General features: G+C 66.7%; 21 protein-coding genes. 5 read left to right on the top strand and 16 right to left on the bottom strand.

Annotated elements, in window-relative coordinates:
- Positions 1–6: 6 nt before the first annotated feature.
- From flgJ to V3B41_RS02610, 10 genes are all read right to left on the bottom strand, one after another.
- The gene (flgJ, locus tag V3B41_RS02655; protein WP_049432140.1) at positions 7–1,206 is read right to left on the bottom strand and encodes a flagellar assembly peptidoglycan hydrolase FlgJ; all 1,200 of its coding nucleotides are present in this window, start codon (positions 1,204–1,206) and stop codon (positions 7–9) included.
- A 1-nt stretch (position 1,207) separates the two neighbouring features.
- On the bottom strand, positions 1,208–2,344 hold the full coding sequence (locus V3B41_RS02650; protein ID WP_100443520.1) for a flagellar basal body P-ring protein FlgI: 1,137 nt from the start codon (positions 2,342–2,344) through the stop codon (positions 1,208–1,210).
- 2 nt (positions 2,345–2,346) lie between these two features.
- The gene (gene flgH, locus V3B41_RS02645; protein WP_049432141.1) at positions 2,347–3,039 is read right to left on the bottom strand and encodes a flagellar basal body L-ring protein FlgH; all 693 of its coding nucleotides are present in this window, start codon (positions 3,037–3,039) and stop codon (positions 2,347–2,349) included.
- 22 nt (positions 3,040–3,061) lie between these two features.
- On the bottom strand, positions 3,062–3,847 hold the full coding sequence (gene flgG / locus V3B41_RS02640; RefSeq protein ID WP_005409571.1) for a flagellar basal-body rod protein FlgG: 786 nt from the start codon (positions 3,845–3,847) through the stop codon (positions 3,062–3,064).
- A gap of 102 nt (positions 3,848–3,949) precedes the next feature.
- On the bottom strand, positions 3,950–4,699 hold the full coding sequence (locus V3B41_RS02635) for a flagellar basal body rod protein FlgF (protein ID WP_049432144.1): 750 nt from the start codon (positions 4,697–4,699) through the stop codon (positions 3,950–3,952).
- A gap of 32 nt (positions 4,700–4,731) precedes the next feature.
- Positions 4,732–5,955 carry a flagellar hook protein FlgE gene (flgE, locus tag V3B41_RS02630; RefSeq protein WP_295546668.1) on the bottom strand — a complete coding sequence of 408 codons (1,224 nt, stop codon included), beginning with the start codon at positions 5,953–5,955 and terminating at the stop codon, positions 4,732–4,734.
- A 32-nt stretch (positions 5,956–5,987) separates the two neighbouring features.
- Positions 5,988–6,671 carry a flagellar hook capping FlgD N-terminal domain-containing protein gene (locus V3B41_RS02625; RefSeq protein WP_005413273.1) on the bottom strand — a complete coding sequence of 228 codons (684 nt, stop codon included), beginning with the start codon at positions 6,669–6,671 and terminating at the stop codon, positions 5,988–5,990.
- Positions 6,672–6,694: 23 nt separating this feature from the next.
- On the bottom strand, positions 6,695–7,102 hold the full coding sequence (gene flgC / locus V3B41_RS02620) for a flagellar basal body rod protein FlgC (RefSeq protein ID WP_329859967.1): 408 nt from the start codon (positions 7,100–7,102) through the stop codon (positions 6,695–6,697).
- Positions 7,103–7,105: 3 nt separating this feature from the next.
- A complete protein-coding gene (flgB, locus tag V3B41_RS02615) occupies positions 7,106–7,501 on the bottom strand; it encodes a flagellar basal body rod protein FlgB (protein ID WP_005409576.1) in 396 nt (131 codons plus the stop codon).
- A gap of 146 nt (positions 7,502–7,647) precedes the next feature.
- Positions 7,648–8,592 carry a chemotaxis protein gene (locus V3B41_RS02610; protein WP_106549951.1) on the bottom strand — a complete coding sequence of 315 codons (945 nt, stop codon included), beginning with the start codon at positions 8,590–8,592 and terminating at the stop codon, positions 7,648–7,650.
- A gap of 328 nt (positions 8,593–8,920) precedes the next feature.
- Here V3B41_RS02610 and flgA point away from each other — a divergent pair, with 328 nt between their 5' ends.
- The 4 genes from flgA to V3B41_RS02590 all read left to right on the top strand — a co-directional run bounded on the left by flgA (position 8,921) and on the right by V3B41_RS02590 (position 11,605).
- Positions 8,921–9,577 carry a flagellar basal body P-ring formation chaperone FlgA gene (gene flgA / locus V3B41_RS02605; protein WP_329859964.1) on the top strand — a complete coding sequence of 219 codons (657 nt, stop codon included), beginning with the start codon at positions 8,921–8,923 and terminating at the stop codon, positions 9,575–9,577.
- Between the two features lie 75 nt (positions 9,578–9,652).
- Positions 9,653–9,958, top strand: coding sequence for a flagellar biosynthesis anti-sigma factor FlgM (flgM, locus tag V3B41_RS02600; RefSeq protein WP_049432154.1), 306 nt, complete (start codon positions 9,653–9,655; stop codon positions 9,956–9,958).
- Entirely contained in the window at positions 9,955–10,293 is a 339-nt protein-coding gene (locus V3B41_RS02595; protein ID WP_006366325.1) for a flagellar protein FlgN, read from the top strand. The genes flgM and V3B41_RS02595 overlap by 4 nt, the downstream gene beginning before the upstream one ends.
- Before the next feature lie 91 nt (positions 10,294–10,384).
- Positions 10,385–11,605, top strand: coding sequence for an ATP-binding protein (locus tag V3B41_RS02590; RefSeq protein ID WP_049432157.1), 1,221 nt, complete (start codon positions 10,385–10,387; stop codon positions 11,603–11,605).
- A 44-nt stretch (positions 11,606–11,649) separates the two neighbouring features.
- Here V3B41_RS02590 and V3B41_RS02585 read toward each other — a convergent pair whose 3' ends face one another.
- The gene (locus tag V3B41_RS02585) at positions 11,650–13,422 is read right to left on the bottom strand and encodes an EAL domain-containing protein (RefSeq protein WP_049432160.1); all 1,773 of its coding nucleotides are present in this window, start codon (positions 13,420–13,422) and stop codon (positions 11,650–11,652) included.
- A 4-nt stretch (positions 13,423–13,426) separates the two neighbouring features.
- Positions 13,427–15,529, bottom strand: a complete 2,103-nt coding sequence (locus V3B41_RS02580) for a PAS domain-containing sensor histidine kinase (protein ID WP_197649988.1) — start codon at positions 15,527–15,529, stop codon at positions 13,427–13,429.
- Between the two features lie 131 nt (positions 15,530–15,660).
- On the opposite strand from V3B41_RS02580, the gene V3B41_RS02575 reads away from it, so the two are divergent.
- Positions 15,661–18,420 (top strand): EAL domain-containing protein, encoded by a 2,760-nt coding sequence (locus tag V3B41_RS02575; RefSeq protein WP_100443518.1) that lies wholly within the window; start codon positions 15,661–15,663, stop codon positions 18,418–18,420.
- Positions 18,421–18,577: 157 nt separating this feature from the next.
- Here V3B41_RS02575 and V3B41_RS02570 read toward each other — a convergent pair whose 3' ends face one another.
- The 4 genes from V3B41_RS02570 to V3B41_RS02555 all read right to left on the bottom strand — a co-directional run bounded on the left by V3B41_RS02570 (position 18,578) and on the right by V3B41_RS02555 (position 21,337).
- The gene (locus tag V3B41_RS02570; RefSeq protein ID WP_049427832.1) at positions 18,578–19,105 is read right to left on the bottom strand and encodes a hypothetical protein; all 528 of its coding nucleotides are present in this window, start codon (positions 19,103–19,105) and stop codon (positions 18,578–18,580) included.
- Positions 19,106–19,248: 143 nt separating this feature from the next.
- The gene (locus V3B41_RS02565; RefSeq protein ID WP_329859958.1) at positions 19,249–19,713 is read right to left on the bottom strand and encodes a hypothetical protein; all 465 of its coding nucleotides are present in this window, start codon (positions 19,711–19,713) and stop codon (positions 19,249–19,251) included.
- A 119-nt stretch (positions 19,714–19,832) separates the two neighbouring features.
- Positions 19,833–20,048, bottom strand: a complete 216-nt coding sequence (locus tag V3B41_RS02560; protein ID WP_049427834.1) for a hypothetical protein — start codon at positions 20,046–20,048, stop codon at positions 19,833–19,835.
- A gap of 98 nt (positions 20,049–20,146) precedes the next feature.
- Positions 20,147–21,337, bottom strand: a complete 1,191-nt coding sequence (locus tag V3B41_RS02555; protein WP_049427835.1) for a methyl-accepting chemotaxis protein — start codon at positions 21,335–21,337, stop codon at positions 20,147–20,149.
- Positions 21,338–21,371: the final 34 nt, after the last annotated feature.

Genomic DNA, 21,371 nt, shown 5'->3' with positions numbered 1-21,371 from the left:
GGTTCCTCAACGACGGGTGATACCCAGCGCCGCGGTTGCGGTGCTGGCGAAGGTCTGGCCAAGGCGCGAGCCGGCGTCTGCCACGGCGCTGACGGCACGCTCGATGGTCGGTCCGCCGGCGATCGCGGCGATCTTGGCCGCGTAGCGCGGGTCGGTGGCATAGCCGGCGCGCTGCAGACCGCGGGCGAAGCCCTGCACATCGGTGCCGGCCTGCAGGGCCTGCTGGTAGCGCGGGCTGGTCTTCAGCAGGCGCACGTAGTCGGCAAAGCTCTCGGCCGGCGAACTGTAGGCGCGGAAGCTGGCGGTCTCGTTGCGGCGCACGCCATCGACATACTCGTGGGTGCCGGCCACGGCGCGCTGGCCGTTCCAGCCATTGGCCTTGATGCCGAACAGGTTGTGCGAGGTGCTGCCGTCGGCATGCTTGATGTGGCGCTTGCCCCAGCCGGTCTCCAGCGCTGCCTGGGCGACCAGGGCGCGGGCATCTACGCCCAGCTCCTTGGCCGCACGCTGCGCGTGCTGCCAGATGCTTGCGACGAAACCTTCCGGGGTGTGCTCGCCCAGCTGGGCGACGGCGGTGCGGGTAGCCATCGCATCGGCCGGGCTGATGGCCGTGCCGCGGTTGCTGGCGGTGGCCGACCACTGATCGCTGTTGGCGGCCCAGTCCTCGCCCTGCAGGCTGCCGATGTACGGATCTTCGGTGCCCAGCGAGCGGTGCATGCTGCTGCTTTCGCGCCCGGCGATCAGGTCCAGCGCCTGTTCCATCGGTGCAACCGCCGCGTGTGCGCCCGACTGGGCGCCGGCCGCCATCTGCTGCAGCAGGCGCACCGCCTGGCTGCCGTCTTCCAACGGCAGCGACGGCGCGGGCTTGGCCGGCGCATTGAGCTGATAGGCACGGCTGGCTTTGGCCGGGTCCACGCGGGTATCGAGCGCCGGGCCATCGGCGGCCTGGCCGGACAGCTGCCGGCTGATCATGCCGGACAGGCCCAGGCCCTTGCCTCGGGTCATCGCCTCGGCGATCTTCTGGTCGTACATGTCGCGGAACATCTTGTTCTCGCCGGGGAACAGCGAGTCGCCGAAGCTGGCATCACGCATGCTCTTGACCAGCATCTGCGCGAACTGGCCTTCCAGTTGTCGCGCGACCTTGTCGATCTTGGCCGGATCATTCTGTTGCGCCGGGTGCAGATCGAATGCGGGATTGATGCGCATGTCAGATCACCTCGAGCTCGGCACTCAGGGCGCCGGCCTGCTTCAGGGCTTCCAGGATCGCAATGAGATCGCCCGGTGCCGCGCCTACCGCGTTCACCGCGTGCACGATCTCGTCCAGGGTGGTGCCGCCGCTGAACTTGAACATGCGGCTGCCGTCATTGGTGGCGGTGATGGTCGACTGCGGGCTGGCTACGGTACGGCCGCCGGACAGCGCGTTGGGCTGGCTGACATTGGTGTTTTCCTGGATCGTCACGGTCAGCGAACCGTGCGAGATCGCGGCGGGTCCGACCCGCACCTGCTGGCCGATGACCACGGTGCCGGTACGCGAATTGACCACCACTTTGGCCGGGGCGCTGCCCGGGGTCAGTTCCAGGTTCTCGATGCGCGCCAGCAGGCCGATGCGTGCGCCCGGATCGGTCGGTGCGGTGACCGCCACGGTCACGCCATCGACCGCGCGTGCCGCACCTTCGCCGAATGCATTGTTGAGTGCCGCGACCATGCGTGAGACGGTCGTGAAGTCATTGTTGTGCAGGTTCAGGGTGATCTCGCCGCCATTGGCCAGCGGGTCGGGCAGGGCACGCTCCACGGTGGCGCCATTGGGAATGCGGCCGACGCTGGGCACGTTCACCGAGACGCGTGAGCCGTCCTTGCCCTGCGCGCCGAAGCCACCCACGATCAGGTTGCCCTGGGCGATGGCATAGATCTGCCCATCGGCGCCGCGCAGGGGGGCCATCAGCAGCGAACCGCCGCGCAGCGACACCGCGTTGCCGATCGAGGACACGGTGATGTCGATCGGCTGGCCCGGCTTGGCGAACGGCGGCAGTTCGGCGTGGATCGCCACCGCCGCCACGTTCTTCAGCTGCGGGTTGACGTTCGGCGGTACGTTGACGCCCAGCTCGCCGAGCAGGTTCTTCAGGCTCTGCACGGTGAAGGGTGCCTGGCTGGTGCGGTCGCCGCTGCCGTCCAGGCCCACCACCAGGCCGTAGCCCACCAGCGCATTGCCACGCACGCCACCGACCTGGGCCAGGTCCTTGATGCGTTCGGCGCTGGCCGGGGCTGCAACGATCAGCAGCATCAAGGCGACGAACGACGCCGTGCGCCGCTGCCAGGAAGAAGAGAAGAAGAGTTTCATGGCCATACTCAGAACGGCGTCAGGCCGGAGTTGAAGAAGCGGCTCAGCCAGCCCATCGCGTTGGACTGCGCGACAGGGCCGCGGCCGCCGTAGACGATGCGTGCCTCAGCCACGCGGCTGGAAGGCACAGTGTTGTCCGCGCCGATGTCGCCGGGGCGCACGATGCCCTGTACCTGCACCAGCTCGTCGCCCTGGTTCAGGCGCAGGTTCTTCTGCCCCTGCACCACCAGGTTGCCATTGGGCAGGCGCTGCACCACGGTCACGGTCACGTTGCCCTGCAGGCGGTTGCTCTGCGCGCTGTTGCCCTTGCCGGTGAAGTCACGCGCGCCCTTGGCCGTGGCACTCAGGATGTCCTTGCCGCCCAGGGTGACCGGCGCGCCGAGGATGGAGGGCGTGCCCAGGCTGAGGTTGGATTCCTTGTTGGTGGCCGTGTTGGCACTGGTCTGCGCGGTGGTGTTTTCCAGCAGGGTGATGGTCAGCAGGTCGCCGACATCGCGTGCGCGACGGTCCGAATACAACTGCAGGGTCGGACCGGCCGCATAGATGGCGCCGGCGGTCGGCTCGGCCTGCGGTGGCATGATCGGCTGGATCGGTGCCATTGCCGGATAGGGGCGCACGTCGCCGGCAATCACGCAGCCACCGAGCAGGGCAGCCACGGTGCAGGCGAGGGCAGTGCGGGCGAAGTTGGAAATGGGCGACATGGCGGTTTCCCGGGTTGGCCGGTCAGAGCTTGTTGTTGAGGTAGCCGAGCATCGAATCAGTGGTGGAAATCGCCTTGGCGTTCATTTCGTAGGCGCGCTGGGTTTCGATCATCGACACCAGCTCTTCCACCACGTTGACGTTGCTGCCCTCCAGCGCGCCCTGCACCACGGTGCCCAGGCCGTTGAGGCCGGGATTGCCGTTCTGCGCCGGGCCCGATGCGGTGGTCTCAAGGAACAGGTTTTCACCCCGTGCCTGCAGGCCGGCCGGATTGACGAAATCGGTCAGGGTCAGCGCGCCCACTTCCACCGAGGCCGCGCCGTCGGCCATCTTCACGCTGATGGTGCCGTCAGTACCGATGGTCACCGACTGCGCGCCTTCGGGAATCTGGATGCCCGGCTGCACCGGGTAGCCGCTGTTGGTGACCAGCTCGCTGTCCTGGTTGATCTTGAACGAGCCATCACGGGTATAGGCCGAGCTGCCATCGGGCATCTGCACTTCGAAGAAGCCGCGGCCGTTGACCATCACGTCCAGTGCGCGGCCGGTCTGCTGCTGGCCACCCTGTTCGAAGTTCTTGGCGGTGGCGACCACGCGCACGCCGGTACCCAGCTGCAGGCCGGTCGGCAGCTGTGTCTGTGCCGAGGAGGAGCCGCCGGGTTGGCGCACCTGCTGGTACAGCAGGTCCTCGAAGCTGGCGCGGTCCTGCTTGAAGCCGGTGGTGTTGGTGTTGGCGAGGTTGTTGGAAACCACCGACATGCGCATCTGCTGCGCATCCAGTCCGGTTTTCGCGATCCACAATGCCTGGTTCATCTTCGGTGTCCTGTCTGGTGGAGCCGGCCGCGCGGTGCGGCCCTTGTCTTCGGGTGTGCAAGCGGTGTGCCAGCGCCGCATTCAAGCGGCGCCGGAATTCCGTCAGCTGCCCAGGCGCAGCAGGCTGTTGGCGCTGCGCGCGTTGTCGTCGCCGTGCTTGATCACCTGCACCTGCATTTCGTACTGGCGCTGCAGCTGGATCATCTGCACCAGCGCGCCGGCGGCATCGACGTTGCTGCCTTCCAGCTGGCCGCTGTGCACCGCCGTGCCCTGCGCAGGTGCGAACGGCTGGCGCGGATCGGTGTTGCGGAACAGCCCGTCCAGGCCGCGCTCCAGGCGCTCGTCCGGCGCCTGCACCACCTTGATCCGTCCGACCTGCGCCATCGTCTGCGGGCCTTCGCCCTGCGGAATGATCGAGATCGTGCCGTCGGCACCGATCTCCATCGCCTGGTAGGGCGGAATGGCGATCGGGTTGTTGTTGTCATCCAGCACCGCGCGGCCGCTGGAGGTCACCAGCTGTCCGTTCGGCGTGACCGACAGTGCGGCGCCACGCGTGTACGCCTCGGTGCCATCGGTGGACTGCACGGCCAGCCAGGTGCCGGTCTGCAGCGCCAGGTCCAGCGGCTTGCCGGTGATGTGCTGCGCGCCGGGCCGGCGGTTGAAGCCGGCGTCGACGTGCAGTGCATCCACCCGCGAGGCAAAGCCCTGGCCCTTGATCGGGAAGGCTTCGGTGTTGGCCAGCGCTTCCTTGAAGCCAGGGGTGTCCGAGTTGGCGAGGTTGTGGCTGAGCGTACCCTGCGCCTGCAGGGAGGCGCGGGCACCGGTCATCGCCACGTAGAGGGCTTTATCCATGCGGGAAGTTCCGAGACGGGGTCAGCAGTTCATCAACGGATGTTGATGACGGTCTGGGTGATCTGGTCCTGGGTGGTGATCATCTGCGCGTTGGCCTGGAAGTTGCGCTGCGCGGTGATCATGTTGACCAGCTGCTCGGTGAGGTCGACGGTGGACGCTTCCAGCGAGCCGGCCTGGATCTTGCCGAGGTTGGAGGTGTCCGGCATGCCGGTGCGTGGCGTGCCCGAGCTGAAGGTATCCACCCACAGGTTGTTGCCCTTCGATTCCAGGCCCTGCGGATTGTTGAAGGTGGTCAGCGCGACCTGGCCCAGCGGCTTGTCGGCACCGTTGGAATAGCGGGCATAGACCACGCCGGTTTCCGACACGGTGATCTCATTGAGCTTGCCGGCGGCATAGCCGTCCTGCTGGGTGTTGCGCAGCGCGAACTTCTCGCCGTACTGGGTCGAACCGTTGATATCCAGCGTCATGTTCAACACGCCGGCGCCCGTGGTCGGGGTGAACGTGCCGAGGCTGACCTTGCCGTTGGCTGGTGCGACCAGCTTGCCGCTGTTGTCGAAGGTGACCGGGGTCGGTGTACCCGCCGGTTGGCCGTCCACGTAGTTGCGCACGGTCCACTCGTTCGGGTTGGCACCTTTCACGAAATACGAAACCTGGATGTGGCTCACGCCCAGCGAGTCGTACACGGTGATGCCGCCGCTGGAGTGGTTGTAGCTGTTGGAGTCGGTCGGGTCGAAGGTGGTGACGGTCGGCTGCTTGGCGTTGGCCGGCAGGGTGAAGCCGACCTTCACTTCGCTGGTCTGCTTCGGCGGGCTGTCAGTGGTCAGCAGCTGCAGGTCGACCATGCGCCCGGCATCGAAGTTGGTGCCGTCGGCATTCGGTGCGAACACCTGCAGGCGCGCGCCCTGCGGGTTGACCACGTAGCCCGATGCATCGGTCTGGAAGTTGCCGGCGCGCGAGTACACGCGGGTGCCGTTCATGTTCATGGTGAAGAAGCCCTCACCGGAAATGGCCATGTCCAGGCTGCGGCCGGTCTGTTCGTTGTGGCCCTGCTTGAACTGCTGGGCAACGTTGGAGACGCGGACGCCCGAACCCACAGCGTTCTTCGACAGGCCGTAACCGGTGGCCGAGAACAGGTCGGCGAATTCGGCGCGCGATTCCTTGAAGCCGGTGGTGTTGACGTTGGCGACGTTGTTGGCAGTGACACTCAGGTCGGAATTGGCGGCATTGATGCCGGACAGCGAGACATTGAAGCCCATGGGATGCTCCTGGTAAGTACGGGGTGTGCGGCTCAGCTGACGCGGAGCACGTAGTCGATCGGGGCCGTGCCCAGGCCCTTGAGGTTCAGGTACAGGCCATCGGAACCGACGGTCACGCTTTCCACGGGCGCCTGCACGTAGGTGGACAACTTGGTGCTCTTGCCGGCGGTGTCGACGTGGTTGGCGACGATGGAGTACTTGCCCGGCTCCATGCGCTTGCCGTTGGCATCCTTGCCGTCCCACTGGAACGCGGTCTCTCCGGCGGCCTTGGCTTCCACGCTCAGCGAGGTGACCTTGGCGCCGGTGGCATCGGTGATGTCCACGGTGATGATGCCGGCAGAAGGCGCGGCCACCGTGCCTTCAACGTTGCCTTCCTTTTCCAGTACCAGCTTTTCCGACGGCACCAGCACCTGGTGGCCGACCAGCGCCGCGCCACGCAGCACCTGGTCGCTGGCCATCGATTCCTGGAAACCCTTCACCGTTTTGTTCAGGTCGGTGATGCCCTGCACGGTGGACATCTGCGCCATCTGCGCGACCATCTGCGTGTTGTCCATCGGCTTCAGCGGATCCTGGTGCTGCAGCTGTTCGGTCATCAGGCGCAGGAAATCGGCCTGGTCCAGCGTGTTCTTCTTCTTGGTAGCGTTGCTGTTCGGGGCGTTCAGACCGAGTGCGGTGTAGACGTCCTGGTTGGTCTGGTTGTTGACGGCGGTGGTCATGGCGGTATCCGGTACTGCGGGCCTCAGCGGCCCATGGTCAGGGTGGCCAGGGCCAGTTCCTTGGCGGTGGTCAGCATCTCCACGCCGGCCTGGTAATTGCGCGAGGTCGAGATCAGGTTGACCATCTGCGCCACCGGATCGACGTCGGGCTGGTAGATGTAGCCGTCGGCGTCGGCCAGCGGATGGCCGGGCTCGTAGCGCTTGATCGGCGCCGCATCGCTCTGGGTGATCTCCTTCACCTTCACCGAGGTGATGTTCGGATCGTTCTTGCTGGTGACGGCCTGGAAGATCGGCTCCAGCGGCTTGTACACGGCGTCGGCGGAGCCGGCGACGGTGTCGGCGTTGGAGAGGTTGGAGGCGATGGTGCTCATGCGCACCGACTGCGCCTGCAGCGCGGAGCCGGCGACATCGAAGATCGGCAGGTTGCTCATGGCTTATTGCCCCGTGATCGCGGTCAACATGGAACGCACCTTGCTCTCGACGAAGCTGAGCGAAGCGCGGTACTCGAGCGCGGCACGGCCATAGGCCGCACGCTCGGCATCGGGATCGACGGTGTTGCCGTCCAGGCTGGGCTGCACGCCTTCGCGCGCGATCTGGAACGGGTTCAGGCCACTACTGATTTCGTAGTGCTGCTCATGGGTGGTGGCCATCAGGCCATTGGCATCCTGCCCCTGGGCATGGCGCAGGGCGGCATCGAAGTCCAGGTCCTGGGCCTTGTAGCCGGGAGTGTCGGCATTGCCGAGGTTGCTGGCGATCAGCTTCATCCGCTGTTCGCGCAACGGCATGGCCTGGGCGTGGACGCCCAGGTAGTCGGTAATCAGGTTGCGCACGGTGCACTCCCACGGGAACGTTGCCCGGGAAGCTGCAAGGGGTGTGCCAAAGTGCGCGCGATCCTGTAGAGCCGAGCCATGCTCGGCTGCCTTTCGTTCAGGCGCCGCACAAGCCGAGCATGGGCTCGGCTCTACAGGAGAGGGCCTTACGCCGCCATCGCGACCTTGCGCAGGCGGTCCAGCACGAAGTCGGCCAGCTCGTGCGGCGAGTACTTGGCGACGAAGGCATTGGCGCCCACGCGCTCGACCATCGCATTGTTGAATACGCCTGACAGCGAGGTGTGCAGCAGCACATACAGGCCGGCCAGGCCCGGATGGCGCCGGATTTCCGTCGTCAGCGTATAGCCGTCCATGGCCGGCATCTCGATGTCCGAGATGACCATGGCGTAGCGTTCGGCAGGGTTCTCGCCCGAGGCATGGATCTGCAGCAGGTGGTCCAGCGCCTGCTTGCCGTCGGAGAGCAGGGTGGCACCCACGCCCAGCTGGTCGAGAACGCTGCGGATCTGCTGGCGGGCCACGCGCGAGTCATCCACCACCAGCACCTGCAGCTGCGGGCCGTCGGAGGGCATCGCCATCGCCGGGTCGAGCACTGCCTCGCCGCGCACCTGGGCAATGTCGGCCAGTACGCTTTCCACGTCGATCACCTGGATCAGCTCGCCCTGGAAGCGGGTCACGGCGGTCAGGTAGCTCGATTCGGCGCCCAGCTCCGGTGGCGGGTGGATGTCTTCCACCGCGATGTTGACGATGCGCTCCACACCGCTGACCAGGAAGCCCTGGATCGAGCGGTTGAACTCGGTCACGACCAGGTAGCCGGGCGAGGTGTCCGCCTCCGGCTCGCGCTCGGGATGGCCGATGGCCAGGCCGAGGTCCAGCACCGGCACCGAGCGGCCGCGCACGTCGGCCACGCCGGAGAACTGGCTGGGCAGCCCGGGCACCTGGAACAGCTCCGGGCGCCGCAGGACTTCCTGCACCTTGAAGACATTGACGCCAAAAAGCTGACGTCCGCCGAGACGGAACAGCAGCAGCGCCAGTCGGTTGTGGCCGGCCAGACGGGTTCGCTGGTCGATCCGGTTGAGCAGGTCATGGGACATGGCTGCTGTATCGGCGCCGCAGTGGCGGAACTTGAGGGCGCTCTGCCGCCCACGTGGTCCGCACCGCAATTGTGGCGCTGCGCCATGCTCGACCGAGGGCCTTGTAGCGGGGGGGCCTCGTGGCGGGGGGGGGGGGGGGGCAAAACTCAGACAAGGGGAGAGGGGCCAAAAAAGAGACCGGGCCCCGGCCTTGCGGGGGGCCGCCCTGCTCCCCGGGCGGTTGGGCCCCCCCCCCCCCCCCCCGCCCCCCCCGCTACAAAAGGCAGCGCGGCCCCTCTGGCACGCCCCTTGCACGCAGCTGGGCCAGGTCCCAACGACAGGAAGCGCCATGCGCCGGGTCACATCTCTATTGGTCATCGCGCTTGCCCTGGCCTCGCCGTGGGCGGTGGCCTCCGACTGGCAGCCCGTGGCCAGCATCCGCGCCGCGGCGCTGACGACCTTGCCGACGGGTAGCGAGGGTGAGGCTCAGGTGGCCGATGCGCTGCGCCTGCCGAAGTGCGGCGGCGCACTGCAGGTGCAGCCCACCGCCAACACCACCGTGGAGGTCAGTTGCCCCGATGCGGGCGGCTGGCGGCTGTTCGTGCCGGTGAAAGTGCGGCGCAACCAGACCGTGCTGGTGCTCAATCGTGGAATCGGCACTGGAGAAACCCTCACTGCCGCCGATATCACCACTGCCCAGCGTGACGCTGCCCGGATTGCCGGTGCGGTGCTGGCCGATCCCAACGTGGCGATCGGTCGCATCGCCCGCCGTCCATTGCAGGCCGGGGCGTTGCTGTCGAACAACGATCTGGTGGTGCAGCGTCTCATCAAGCGAGGAGACAATGTGGCCCTGGTATCGCGTCGCGGCTCGGTCGAGGTCCGCATTGCCGGTCGCGCGATGGGCGATGCCGGTGAGAATGAACGGGTCTCGGTGGAGAACCTGTCCTCGCGGCGGATCGTGCAGGGCACGGTCGATGCCGCAGGTGACGTAATCGTGGCGCGTTGATTTACCGCAAAATATCCCTAAAGATCGCGGCCCTGAGGCCGTTATCCCTTGTGAACGGCAACTCCAGGACACCCCATGAGCCAGAAAATCGACGGCAACCTGCAGGTCCCCCAGGCACTGCGCAGCGTGACGACCCCGGCCAGCAAGCCCGGCGTCAGCAGCGATGCGCCGGCGCGCCCGGTCGAGGCAGCCGACAGCCTGCGCCTGACCGGCGAGGCCACCAATCTGCAGGCCATCGAGCGTGAGCTGACCACCGCCCCGGCGATCGACGCCCAGCGCGTGGCCGCCGTGCGCGAGTCGCTGCAGAACGGCACCTACAAGATCAATCCGGACGCGATCGCATCGCGCATGCTCGATCTGGACCAGCAGCTGCAGGGATGACCGCAGCGATGAGCGAGCCGCTGCAGCGTCTCGCCCAGGCCCTGGACGTTGAACGCCAGGCCCTGGTCGAGCACGACGTGCACGCCCTGATCCGTGCCACCGGCGCCAAGCTGGAGGCGCTGCGGGCGCTGGAAGGCGCACCGCCGGTCGGCGAGGGCGAACAGCTGCAGGAACTGGCCGAGCGCAACCGCGCCAACGGCGTGCTGCTTTCGCGGCGCCGGCGCGAGGTCAACTGGGCACTGCGCCAGTTGGGCCGTACCGAAGACGCCTCGGCCTATGACGCCAAGGGCCAGTCACACACCGTCACTGCCCGCCGCCCACTCGCCGTCGCCTGACGCGACGGCGGTCGCACTACCCACCCCCGCGGGCTGAAGCCCGCTGCGTGACCGCGTATATTGGGCGCCTGTTCGAATGCCCCGAGTCGCCGTGTCCGCTGCCAACGCCCTGGTTACCGCCCCCCTTCCGCCTCAGCCGGTGCTGCAGGCCCTGCTTGAGCGCCTGCGCGAAGGGCTGCTGCTGTTCACTGAAGACGGGCAGGTGGCGCTGGCCAATCCGGCCGCGCAGAACCTGCTGGCCAGTGGCGAGGATGGCGCATTGCCGCCACCGCAGCGCCTGCGCGAACTGCTGCCCCCCGATGCGCTGGAACAGGCGCGGCAGCATGGCCACTGGAACGGCAGCCTGCCGCTGGGCGAGGGCGTGGTCATTGCCCACCTGTACCACCACGGTCCGGTGGGCCAGGGGCACTTCCTGGCGTTGTTCCGCCATATCGAAGGACAGGAAGACTACGAGCGCGAGCTGCAGCAGCGCCACGCCGAGCTGCGCCAGGCCTACCTGCGCCTCAACGGTACCCAGGAGAAGCTGCTGCAGTCGGAAAAGATGGCCTCGATCGGCCAGCTTGCGGCGGGTGTCGCGCACGAGATCAACAACCCGATCGGCTACGTGCACTCCAACCTGGGCAGCCTGCAGGAATACCTGCGCAGCCTTTTCACCGTGATTGAGGCGTACGAGCGCGCCCTGCGCGCGCCGGACCCGAAGGCGTTGATTCCGGAAATCGACGATATACGTGACCGCCTGGACATCGATTTCATCAGCCGCGACCTGCCGCAGCTGATGGCCGAATCGCGCGAGGGCATCGAGCGGGTCACCCGCATCGTGCGTGACCTGAAGGACTTCTCATATTCCGGCCGCGACGAATCGTGGAAGCTGGTCGACCTGCACGCAGGCCTGGAATCGACCATCAACATCATCTGGAACGAGCTCAAGTACAAGGTCACCCTGCACCGCGAGTTCGGCCAGCTGCCGCTGGTGGAGTGCCTGCCGTCGGAGTTGAACCAGGTCTACATGAACCTGCTGCTCAATGCCGGCCACGCCATTGCCGAGCGCGGCACGATCACTGTGCGTACCGGTGTCGATGGTGACCAGGTGTGGGTCGAGTTCGAAGACACCGGCGGCGGCATCTCGCCGGAACTGCGCCAGCGCATCTTCGATCCGTTCTTCACCACCAAGCCCGTTGGCAGCGGCACCGGCCTGGGCCTGTCGATCTCCTACAGCATCATCAACAAGCACCATGGCCGCATCGATCTGGACAGTACTCCAGGCGTCGGTTCGCGCTTCCGCGTGGTACTGCCGGTGAAGCAGCCGCGCTAAGGCGATTCTGTAGAGTCGAGCATGGCTCGACTCTACATGGCCGGTTACCGCAACGGGCGGTCCTCGCCACCATCTCCGCTTTCCACCGGCGCCGGCCCCGCATTGCTGCGGCGCTGTTCCTCGTAGGTGCGGAAGGCCTGGTGGATGTGCTTGCGCAGCTCATCGTCGTTCCAGGGCTTGGTCAGGAAGCGGTAGATCGCACCACGGTTGATCGCGTCGGTCACCGTGTTCAGATCGGTGTAGCCGGACAGCACCAGGCGGATCGTATCGGGGTAGAGCATCTTCACCCGGCCCAGGAACTCGGTGCCGCTCATGTCGCTCATGCGCTGGTCGGACAGGATCACCTGCACATCGTTGATCGCCAGCAGGTCGAACGCATCGCGCACGTTGCCGGCCGCCAGGATGCGGTAGCCATCACGGCGGAACAGGCGCACCAGCGAGCGCAGCACGTTCTCCTCGTCGTCCAGCAGCAGCAAAGTACGGTCCGGGCGGGTTTCGGCGAACGCCTCCGGACGCAGGTAGCGGCGGCGCAGGGTCATGCCGGCGGCATCGGCTGACATCGGCTCGCCGAACAAGTAACCCTGGAACACGTCACAGTCGTTGCGCCTCAGGAAGCCCAGCTGGGCCTGCGATTCCACGCCGTTGGCAATCACGGTCATGCCCAGCTGGTGGCCCATGGCAATGATCGCGCGGGCGATGGCGGCCTCGCGGTTGCCGGCGGGCGCGCTCTTGATGAAGCTGCGGTCGATTTTCAGCTTGTCCACCGGATAGCGTACCAGCGCGCTCAGGCTGGAATCGCCGGTGCCGAAGTTGTCCAGGCTGAGGCTGATGCCTTCGTTGCGCAGGTTGGCCAGCGTCTCGTGCACGAAGTTGACGTTGTTGGTCAGCGCGCTCTCGTTGATCTCCAGCGTCAGCATCTGCGCCGGCACGCCTGCCGCCTGGATCAGGCCCATCACTTCGGCGAAGAAATTGGGCCGCAGCAGCTGCAGGGTCGACACGTTCACGGCGATGGTGAAGTCGTCGAAGCCCTGGTCGCGCCACAGGCGGGCCTGCTTCAGTGCGCCTTCCAGCACCCAGGTGCCGATCTGCACGATGATGCCCAGGCGCTCGGCGGTGCGCATGAAGCGCTCCGGCACCAGCATGCCCAGGGTAGGGGACTGCCATCGCAGCAGCGCTTCCATGCCCACCACGTGGCCATCGCGGGCACTGACCAGCGGCTGGTAGCGCAGCTTCAGCTCGCCATTGGGAATGGCATCCACGATCTGGCGCGCGATGATGCTCTCGCTGTGCGCACTGGGCGGGGTGTCCACCGCATGGATGCGCACTGCGTTGCCTCCCTCGCGGGCCGCCTGGTACAGCGCATCTTCGGCGTGATCGAGCAGGCGCGACGTGCTGCTGGCATGCTCCGGGCACAGGCTCACGCCCAGCTTTCCGGTCATGAACAGCGTGTACGGCAGCACCGACAGCGGCAGCTCCATCTGCTGGCGGATTTCCTCGGCGAAGTCCTCCGGCAGCGGCACGTCGGCGGCGCGCGGCACCGCGATCAGGAACTCGTCACTGCCGTGGCGCCACAGCTTGCCTCGCCCGCGCAGGTAGGACTGCAGCCGCTGCGCCACCAGCACCAGCGCCTGGTCGCCCACCTCGGCGCTCATGTTTTCGTTGACCGAAGCGAAGTGGTCGATGTCCACGTGCATCAGCATCAGCGCGGTGCCACCGGAGGCCGCCTCGGCGACCATCGCCTGCAGCTCGGGGTTGCCGGCACCGAGGCGGTCGGGTGCATCGTCGATGCTGACCGGGGGCTGGTTGGGATTCCACATAGGCTCAGTATTCCGGTGAATCGACGGCAGCCATGCTGGCCGCCTGGTAGGGGAGGTGGACGTCGATCAGGGTGCCCTCGCCATGTGCGGACTCGATCCGCACATGGCCGCCGACACTCTGCGCGCGCTCGCGCATCACGATCAGGCCCAGGCCGCGCGGACCGTCCGGGTCGAAACCCTCGCCGTCGTCGCGGATCTGCAGGTGCAGGCCGCGTTTGCCGACGTCGCGCAGCTGCAGTTGTACCTGGCTGGCGCGCGCGTGCCGCAGCACATTGGTCAGGCTCTCCTGCGCGATGCGGAAGCAGGCCTGTTCGATGCTGTTGTCAGGGCGGTGCGGCAGGGGCTCGATTTCGGCCAGCAGCTCCACCGGCGAAGAACGGAACAGCACCCGTGCCTGCCAGCTGAGGGCCGCTTCCAGGCCCAGCGCGTCCAGCTGCGGCGGGCGCAGCAGGGTGGAGATGTCGCGCAGCTTTGCCACCGTGGTATCGGCCAGGCTGACGATCTGTGCCAGGTCCTCGCTGCGGCGCTGTGGATCGTGCTCGTCCTGCGCCGCATGGGCGGACAGCTTGATCGCAGTGATCGCCTGGCCGATGTCGTCATGCAGGTCGCGCGAGATCGCGCGGCGCTCGTCCTCCTGCAGCGAGAACAGCCGGCCAGCCATCGCCTGCAATTCGCGGTTGCTGGTTTCCAGTGCACTGCGCGTCCGTTCGGAATCGCTCAGGTCACGCACGATCAGCAGCTTGCAGTCGCGGCCGCCGTAGCGCACCTCGCCCACCGCCAGGCCGGCATGGAAGCTGCGTCCGTCTGCGCGCTGCATGGCCACCACACTGCTGTGGCCGGGGCCCAGATGTGGCTGCCCGGCGCGCAGCTGGCTGCGGACGCGGGCCAGGTCATCGGCAGCGACCAGCGCCGACAACGGCTCACCGAGCAGGGTGTGGCTGCCATAGCCGAACAGGCTGGCCGCCCAGGCATTGGTGTACAGCACGTGCTCGTCGGAGAGGATCACCACGCCATCGGGCAGCACCCGCACCAGCTCGCGGAACTGTTCTTCGCGCTCGCGCAGCAGGCGTCGCGATTGCTCCCGCTCGGTCACGTCCTGCAGGGTACCCAGTACGCGGCTGCGGCCGGACTCATCGACACCACTGGCGGCACGCAGGTGCACCATCAGGGCGCGGCCGTCCATCGACAGCAGGGGCAGCAGTACGTCCACCTGCACCGGATCACCCGAGCAGAGGTCGGCCAGCAGCTGCTCAGTCTGCGTGGAGGTGGTGGGGTCGGCGGGCACCAGCAGCTCGTCGAAGCGGTGCCAGCGGCGGGCTTCCGGCGGCCGGCGGCCAAGCAGGCGGTAGACCTGGTTGGAATAGCGGCCCATGCCGGTGGATGGATCCAGTTCCCAGGCGCCGATGCGCGCCAGCTCGTGCGCTTCCTCGACCCGCGCCAGCGCCTGGTCGCGGCGCAGCTGGGCCAGGTCTTCTGCGGTGCGGTCGATGGCGATCAGCAACCGGGCATTGTGGCCGTCATAGCTGATGGCGTTGGAGCGCAGTTCCATCTGCCGCAGCGAGCCGTCGCGCAGCTGCAGCTGTGTCCGCAGGATGCAGAGCTCCTCGGGTGCCTCGCGGATCGCCTCCAGCTTGGTCTGCAACGCCTGGTCCTGGCCGGGCGGCCACAGCGAGTCGATGGTCTGCTCAAGCAGTTCATCGCGCTCCCAGCCGAATGCGCTGCAGGCCGCCGGATTCGCGTCGAGGATCGCCAGCGTGTCCAGGTCGTAGACCAGGATCGGGCCGGGGTTGCCCTCGAACATCTGCCGCAGGCGCAGCTCCGATGCCTGCTGGCGCGCATGGGTGTGCAGCACGTGCTCGGCCAGCGGCCGCAGCAGCAGGTACAGCAGGCCGGCACTGGCCAGTGCGAAGAACGAGCCCTTCACGCTCTGCCACATCGCCGCCTGCTGCGGATCCGGTACCAGCGCCTGCACGGCACTGTCGGAGGCGATCATCCAGGCCAATGCCATCACCAGGTAGCTCAGCACGACCCGCCGCCGGTCGCGGCTCAGCGCCTGCGCCATCCGCGGGTCGGGAACAGGGGCGATGCCGGTCGGTTCTGCAGGCATGGACGGGCTGGATGAAAGGGGCGCCGGCCATCTTACCGCGCGGGTGTGCCCTGACCACTCAATTATCCGCCGCAGGCGCCGTTAACCACTGCGTGCCCCGCTGACGGGCGTGTCATCCGGAGCAAGATCGCGTGGACCAAGGGATCATCGCCAGCCTGCTGCAGCACCCGCTTGCGTCGGCGCTGGTCATCGTCGACCGCACGGGCCGCCCGCTGGCGGCCAATCCGGCTGCGCGCGAGCATGGCCTGCCGGCCACCGTGGCCGCCTATGCGCCGATGCTGGAGGATCTGCGCCTGATGGCGGCCGATGGCGGCATCGTGGCCTGCACGCTGCCGGGTGGCCCGCACGGGCACTACGACGGCCACCTGCGCGCCGTGCATGATGGCGCCGGCAATCTGCTGGCCTTCACGCTGAGCATTCCCGAACCGGTGCCGCTCGGCGGCGGTGGGCGCTGGGAGCTGGCGCTGGACAGTGCCGGCCACAGCCTGTGGGACTGGGACATTCCCAGCGACCGTGTGGTGCGGACTCCCGCACTGGGCGATGAAACCGCCACCGAGATACTGGCGCGCGTGCACAGCGAGGACATCGCCCAGGTACGGGGCGCACTGGACGAGCATCTGCGTGGACTGAGCGAGCAGTACAGCGCACAGTTCCGTTTCCGCCAGGCCGATGGCCAGTGGCGCTGGGTGCTGGACCGGGGCCGCGTGGTCGCACGCACCGCCGATGGCCAGCCGTTGCGCATGGTCGGCACCCATACCGATATCGAACAGCAGAAGCAGCTGGAAGGGCTGCTTCAGGAACAGCAGCTGCACCTGAGCGAGGCCCAGCGCATTGCCAGCATGGGCAGCTGGTCGTTCGATCCCAACAGCGGTCACTTCTGGTGGTCGCCGGAGCTGCGTTCGCTGCTGGCGCTGGAGCAGGGCGCCGTGCCCGGCCAGCGCCGCTGGCTGAAGCAGCTGCACCCGCGTTCACGTGGTGCACTGCGTGCGGCCTGGCGACGGTTGTGGCGCGATGGTCGCGCTGCCAATCTCGAGCTGGAACTGACCCGCGGCCATGAACCGTCACAGCACCTGCGACTGTGGATGCAGCCGCTGCTGGACATGGACGGACAGCCCAAGCGGCTGCTCGGACAGGTGCAGAACATCACCGAGCAGCACCAGACCGATGCGCTGATCCGCTGGCGTACCGAACTGCTCAACCGCGTCTCCGCGCTGGGCCGCATCGGCGGCTGCGAGATCGAGGTGCAGGCCCGGCACATGCAGTGGACCGAGGAGTGCTATCGCATCCACGGCCTGCGCAAGGAACCCATCACCCTCGACCAGGCGCTGGCGTTGTACACCGAGGACTCACGCAACGCTTTCGAAGCGGCGTTGGGGCGCATCGCCGATGGCGGGCTGCCCGAGCAGCTGGACCTGTGCTTCTACCGCCAGTCCGGCCTGCGCGTCTGGGTGCAGGTGCTGATCGAACTGGACCGTCGTGATGGGCTGCCGCCGCGCTTCGTGGTGCTGTTCCGTGACATCACCCGCGAACGCGAGGCCAACGAGCGTATCGAGCTGCTGGCGCATTACGATCTGCTCACTGGCCTGCCCAATCGCGTGCTGCTCGGCGAACAGACCGCCGAAGCCATCGAGGAAGCGCGCGACCGCGGGACATCGCTGGCGATGCTGTTCATCGATCTGGATGGCTTCAAGACCATCAACGACAGTTTCGGCCACGCCACCGGCGACGCCCTGCTGAAGGCGGCCGCCACCCGGCTGCACCAGAACCTGCGCAACAACGATCTGTTCGGGCGCTTCAGTGGCGATGAATTCATCGTGGTGCTGCGCGATCTGGCCGAGCCGGAAGACGCCGGCCATGTGGCACGCAAACTGATCGCTTCGTTGGCCGAACCGCTGCGCCGGGGCGAAACCACCTTGAAAGTGGGCGCCAGTGTCGGCATCGCGATGCTGGGTGACGCGCAGACCGACTTCGACTCCCTGCTGCGTGCCGCCGATGCGGCGATGTACGCGGCCAAGGAAGCCGGCCGCAATACCTACCAGTACTACAGCCAGGACGCGCTGGCCCGCATCCAGCGCAAGCTGGAGCTCGAGCACGCCCTGCACGGCGCCATCGAGCGCGAAGAGTTCAGCCTGGCCTACCAGCCGCTGCTGCACGCCCATCACGGCGAGCCGCCGGCGATCGAGGCGCTGCTGCGCTGGCACCGGCCCGGGATCGGCTACTGCAGCCCGGCCGAGTTCATCCCCATCGCCGAGAAGTGCGGCGAGATCGTACGGATCGGCGACTGGGTACTGAACGAGGCCTGCCGCCAGGCCACCGCCTGGGACCGCGCCGGCCTGCGCTTCGACCGCATCGCCGTGAATGTCTCGGCGGTGCAGCTGCGTGACCGCGGCTTTGCCGAGCGCGTGATCGAGATCTGCCACGCCCATGGCTGGCCGCCGCAGCGGCTGGAGCTGGAACTGACCGAGTCGGCGTTGATCCGTGACACCGACATCCTGCGGCATTGCTTCGACGTGCTGGAACGTCACGGCGTGCCGCTGGCGGTGGATGACTTCGGGACCGGCTTCTCCAACCTCAACTACCTCAACCGCTTCCCGGTGGGGCGCCTCAAGATCGACCGCAGTTTCGTGCAGGGCATGCTGCACGATTCGGGCACGGCCGAAGTGACCCAGGCGATCGTGCACCTGGGCCACGCGCTGGGCATGAAGGTGGTGGCCGAGGGCGTGGAAACGCACCAGGAGGAAGACATGCTGCGCCGCCAGGGCTGCGACGAGATCCAGGGCTACCTCTACTCACGCCCGCTCAGCCCTCGCGATCTGGCGCAGTGGCTGCGCCAGCCACAGCCGGTTTCGCTGCGCACCGATGCTAGTGGGGAAGTGGTGCTGGTGCGCTGAAAGCGCGCTCTGGTAGGTGCCGACCGTTGGTCGGCACGAATGCCTGCGCGCGCGACCATCCACGCATAGCGTGGATCTACCGCAACCCGCTTTGGTGGGTGCCGACCTTGGTCGGCACGAATGCCTGCGCTCGCGATCATCCACGCATGGCGTGGATCTACCGCCTTGGGTCAACGAATCGCTGCGGGAACTCCGACCGCACCCGCGCCCGCACTGCCTCGACAACCTCGGCATAGCGCCGCAGCTGGATGCGATACCCCATATAGAACACCAGCAGCATGCCCAGCATCGGCCATGCCACCGGGCGCACCAGAATGATGGGCAGCACCAGCACGGTCAGGGCCAGCGCGAACCAGCTGCATCGCCCGACCACACGCACTTCGCGGCGTCGCTTGTCGACCAACAGCTGGCCGTGCATCAACGGAAAATAGCGGCCGCCATAGCCCGGTGCGAAGCTCTCACGGAACGCCACGCTGCGGTCGGGCAGTACACGGAACACAAAGCTCAGCCACTTGTCGGTAGGAAGGTCGTGCTCCAGCCCGATCAGTGACAGTTGGGTCAGTTCAGCCGGAGAGGCGGCGATGCGCTGGTTGAACAGGACGATGCCGGTTCGGAAGAAGAACGGTGCCCAGAACAACAGAAGCAGCAGCTCCAACAGCATCAATGCGATCAGGGCGATGGCCATCGGTCTTCCATGAGCGGGACCCGCGCATCATGCCACAGAGATTCAGCCCATCTGGTAGATCCACGCCATGCGTGGATGATCCCGGGCACGAGCCGAAGTCCCGATGGGGCCGACAACTGAATCGAGCATTATCTCTCTTGGTGTCAGTCCTCTTCCACGAGATCGCTGAGATCCAGAATCTTGGGAGCAACACTATGCGCGACGACGCTTCGGATCATTCCGGGCCTGGGTCGAAGTGAATAACCCCGCATCGTGTGGATGGGGTTGAACTCCAGCCACGGGCAGGTTGAATGCCCCAGGATGACCGGCATGTTGAAACTGATGTCCTTGGGATCATCCAGTGGCAGAGTCCATTTGCCGCCATGATGCAGGCGCACGATTTCCCCAAGATATCGTGCAAATACAACCCTCAAGGCAGCCTGTTCGTCTTCCGACAGCGTTGCAGCCATCAGGTTGTACAGGGTTTCGAGGTGATCAAGGCTCTCCAGGCTACCGTCGAGGTCGACGCCACGGTGCTGCCCCTGTTCGATCAGCCATTCAATCTGATCGTCCATGATGATCAGAAACTGTTCGAAGTTTTCTCGCGCTTCTTCCGGATTGAATGTCATGCCGTCACCAAGCAGGGAGAGCGATCAGTGTGCCCGGAGCCGATGACCCGGGCCATGCAACAAGTCCGAAAGATCGGAAGGTGCAGGGTCGTCCAGATGCATCCACGCATGGCGTGGATCTACCTCAGTGCTTCGCCATCCAGCCCCAGGTCCCACGCCAGCCCCAGCAGTTCCTCGTCCGCGCGGGACGGCGCCGGACGTGCATCGGCCAGCTGCTGCAGTTCGCGGATCTCTTCGCGGGCGACCTCTTCCAGCTGTTGCAGCTGCTCACGCACGCTCGCGTTGCGCGGGCGCTCGGTGTCGGTGAGGGAGGGCAGGGCACGGATCAGGGTCATGGTGCGCGTACAGGATGCATCCAACGGCAGGGTACAGGCAAAGGCCCCGGGATGACCGGGGCCTTGCGGGCTGCCGGCAACGGCAGCGGACATCAGGATCAGAACAGCTCGACGGTGCCGGCGCCCATGCTCTGCTGGGCAACCGGCTTGTGCGGCGGGCGTTCCCACTCGCTGCGCAGTTCGCGCAGGCGGCTGCCGGTGCGCTGCAGGGCGGTGGCGATCTCTTCGTCGAACACGCCGCCATTGCGGTGCAGCAGCTCCTGCAGGGCCACCGCTTCACGGTTGATCGCGGTCAGGCGGTCCAGGTGGGTGTGCACGCCGCCCAGGGCCTGGGTGGCGATGTCTTCGAACTGCAGGGCGCGCACGGCTTCGGCCACGCTGCCATCGATCGAACGGGCGCACTCGGAGACTTCGCGCATCCCGTCGCCCAGCGAAGCATTGATCTGCGCGACGTTGTCGAGCATCGCCGCGGCTTCCAGGCGCGCTTCGCGGGAGCGATCCATGTCACGCGACGCCATGTGCGAGACCGTCTCGCGCACCTTGGCGATGGCGTCCTTGGAGCTGTGCGCCAGCTTGCGGATCTGCTCGTTGAACGTGGTCGAGCGCTCGGACAGGTTGCGCACTTCGTCGGCGACCACCGCGAAGCCACGACCGGCTTCACCGGCACGCGCCGCTTCAATGGCAGCATTCAGCGCCAGCAGGTTGGTCTGGTCGGCGATCGACTTGACGTCTTCCAGCAGCGCGAAGATGCCATCCAGGTGCTGCGCCATCTGGTCGATGTGCTGCACGGTGGTGCTGCTCTGGCCGCTGACCTGTTCCAGCGCTTCCACCAGCTGTTCCATGCGGTGGCTGGCGTGCTGGGCGAAACGGGCAACGTCGAGGCCGGCATTGCCTTCATCACCAGCGCGGTCGACGATGCGCGACAGGGCCTGGCTCTGCTGGCGCGACTTGCGGTTCATCGCATCGAAGCTGCCACCGAGGCTGGAGACGGCCTGGCGGATCAGGTCACGGGCGCGTTCCACTTCGCCGCGCGAACCGTCGATCTCGTTGCCGACGAAGTTGCGCAGTTCGGTCAGCAGCTGGTCCTGCTCACGCAGGACACGGGCATGTTCCGGGGAACGGTGCGCCTGGGCGCGGGTGGTCCACCACGCAAAGCCGAGCCAGCTCAGCGTCATCGTGGTCAGGATCGCCCAGCGCAGGGCGGCCGGCCATTCGAAACCGATGGCGATGGGGAGCAGCAGGGTCAGAGCCAGGGGGGCGGCCAGACGGATGAAAATGCGTGAGTACATGGACGTTCTCGGGAGGTGCACGGAGGATGTATCG

It is taken from the genome of Stenotrophomonas sp. SMYL89, from assembly GCF_036319985.1.
In the GTDB taxonomy this organism is placed as follows: domain Bacteria; phylum Pseudomonadota; class Gammaproteobacteria; order Xanthomonadales; family Xanthomonadaceae; genus Stenotrophomonas; species Stenotrophomonas maltophilia_Q.
The sequence above is the reverse complement of the archived record's forward strand: the minus strand, read 5'-3'. Positions and strand labels throughout refer to the sequence as shown.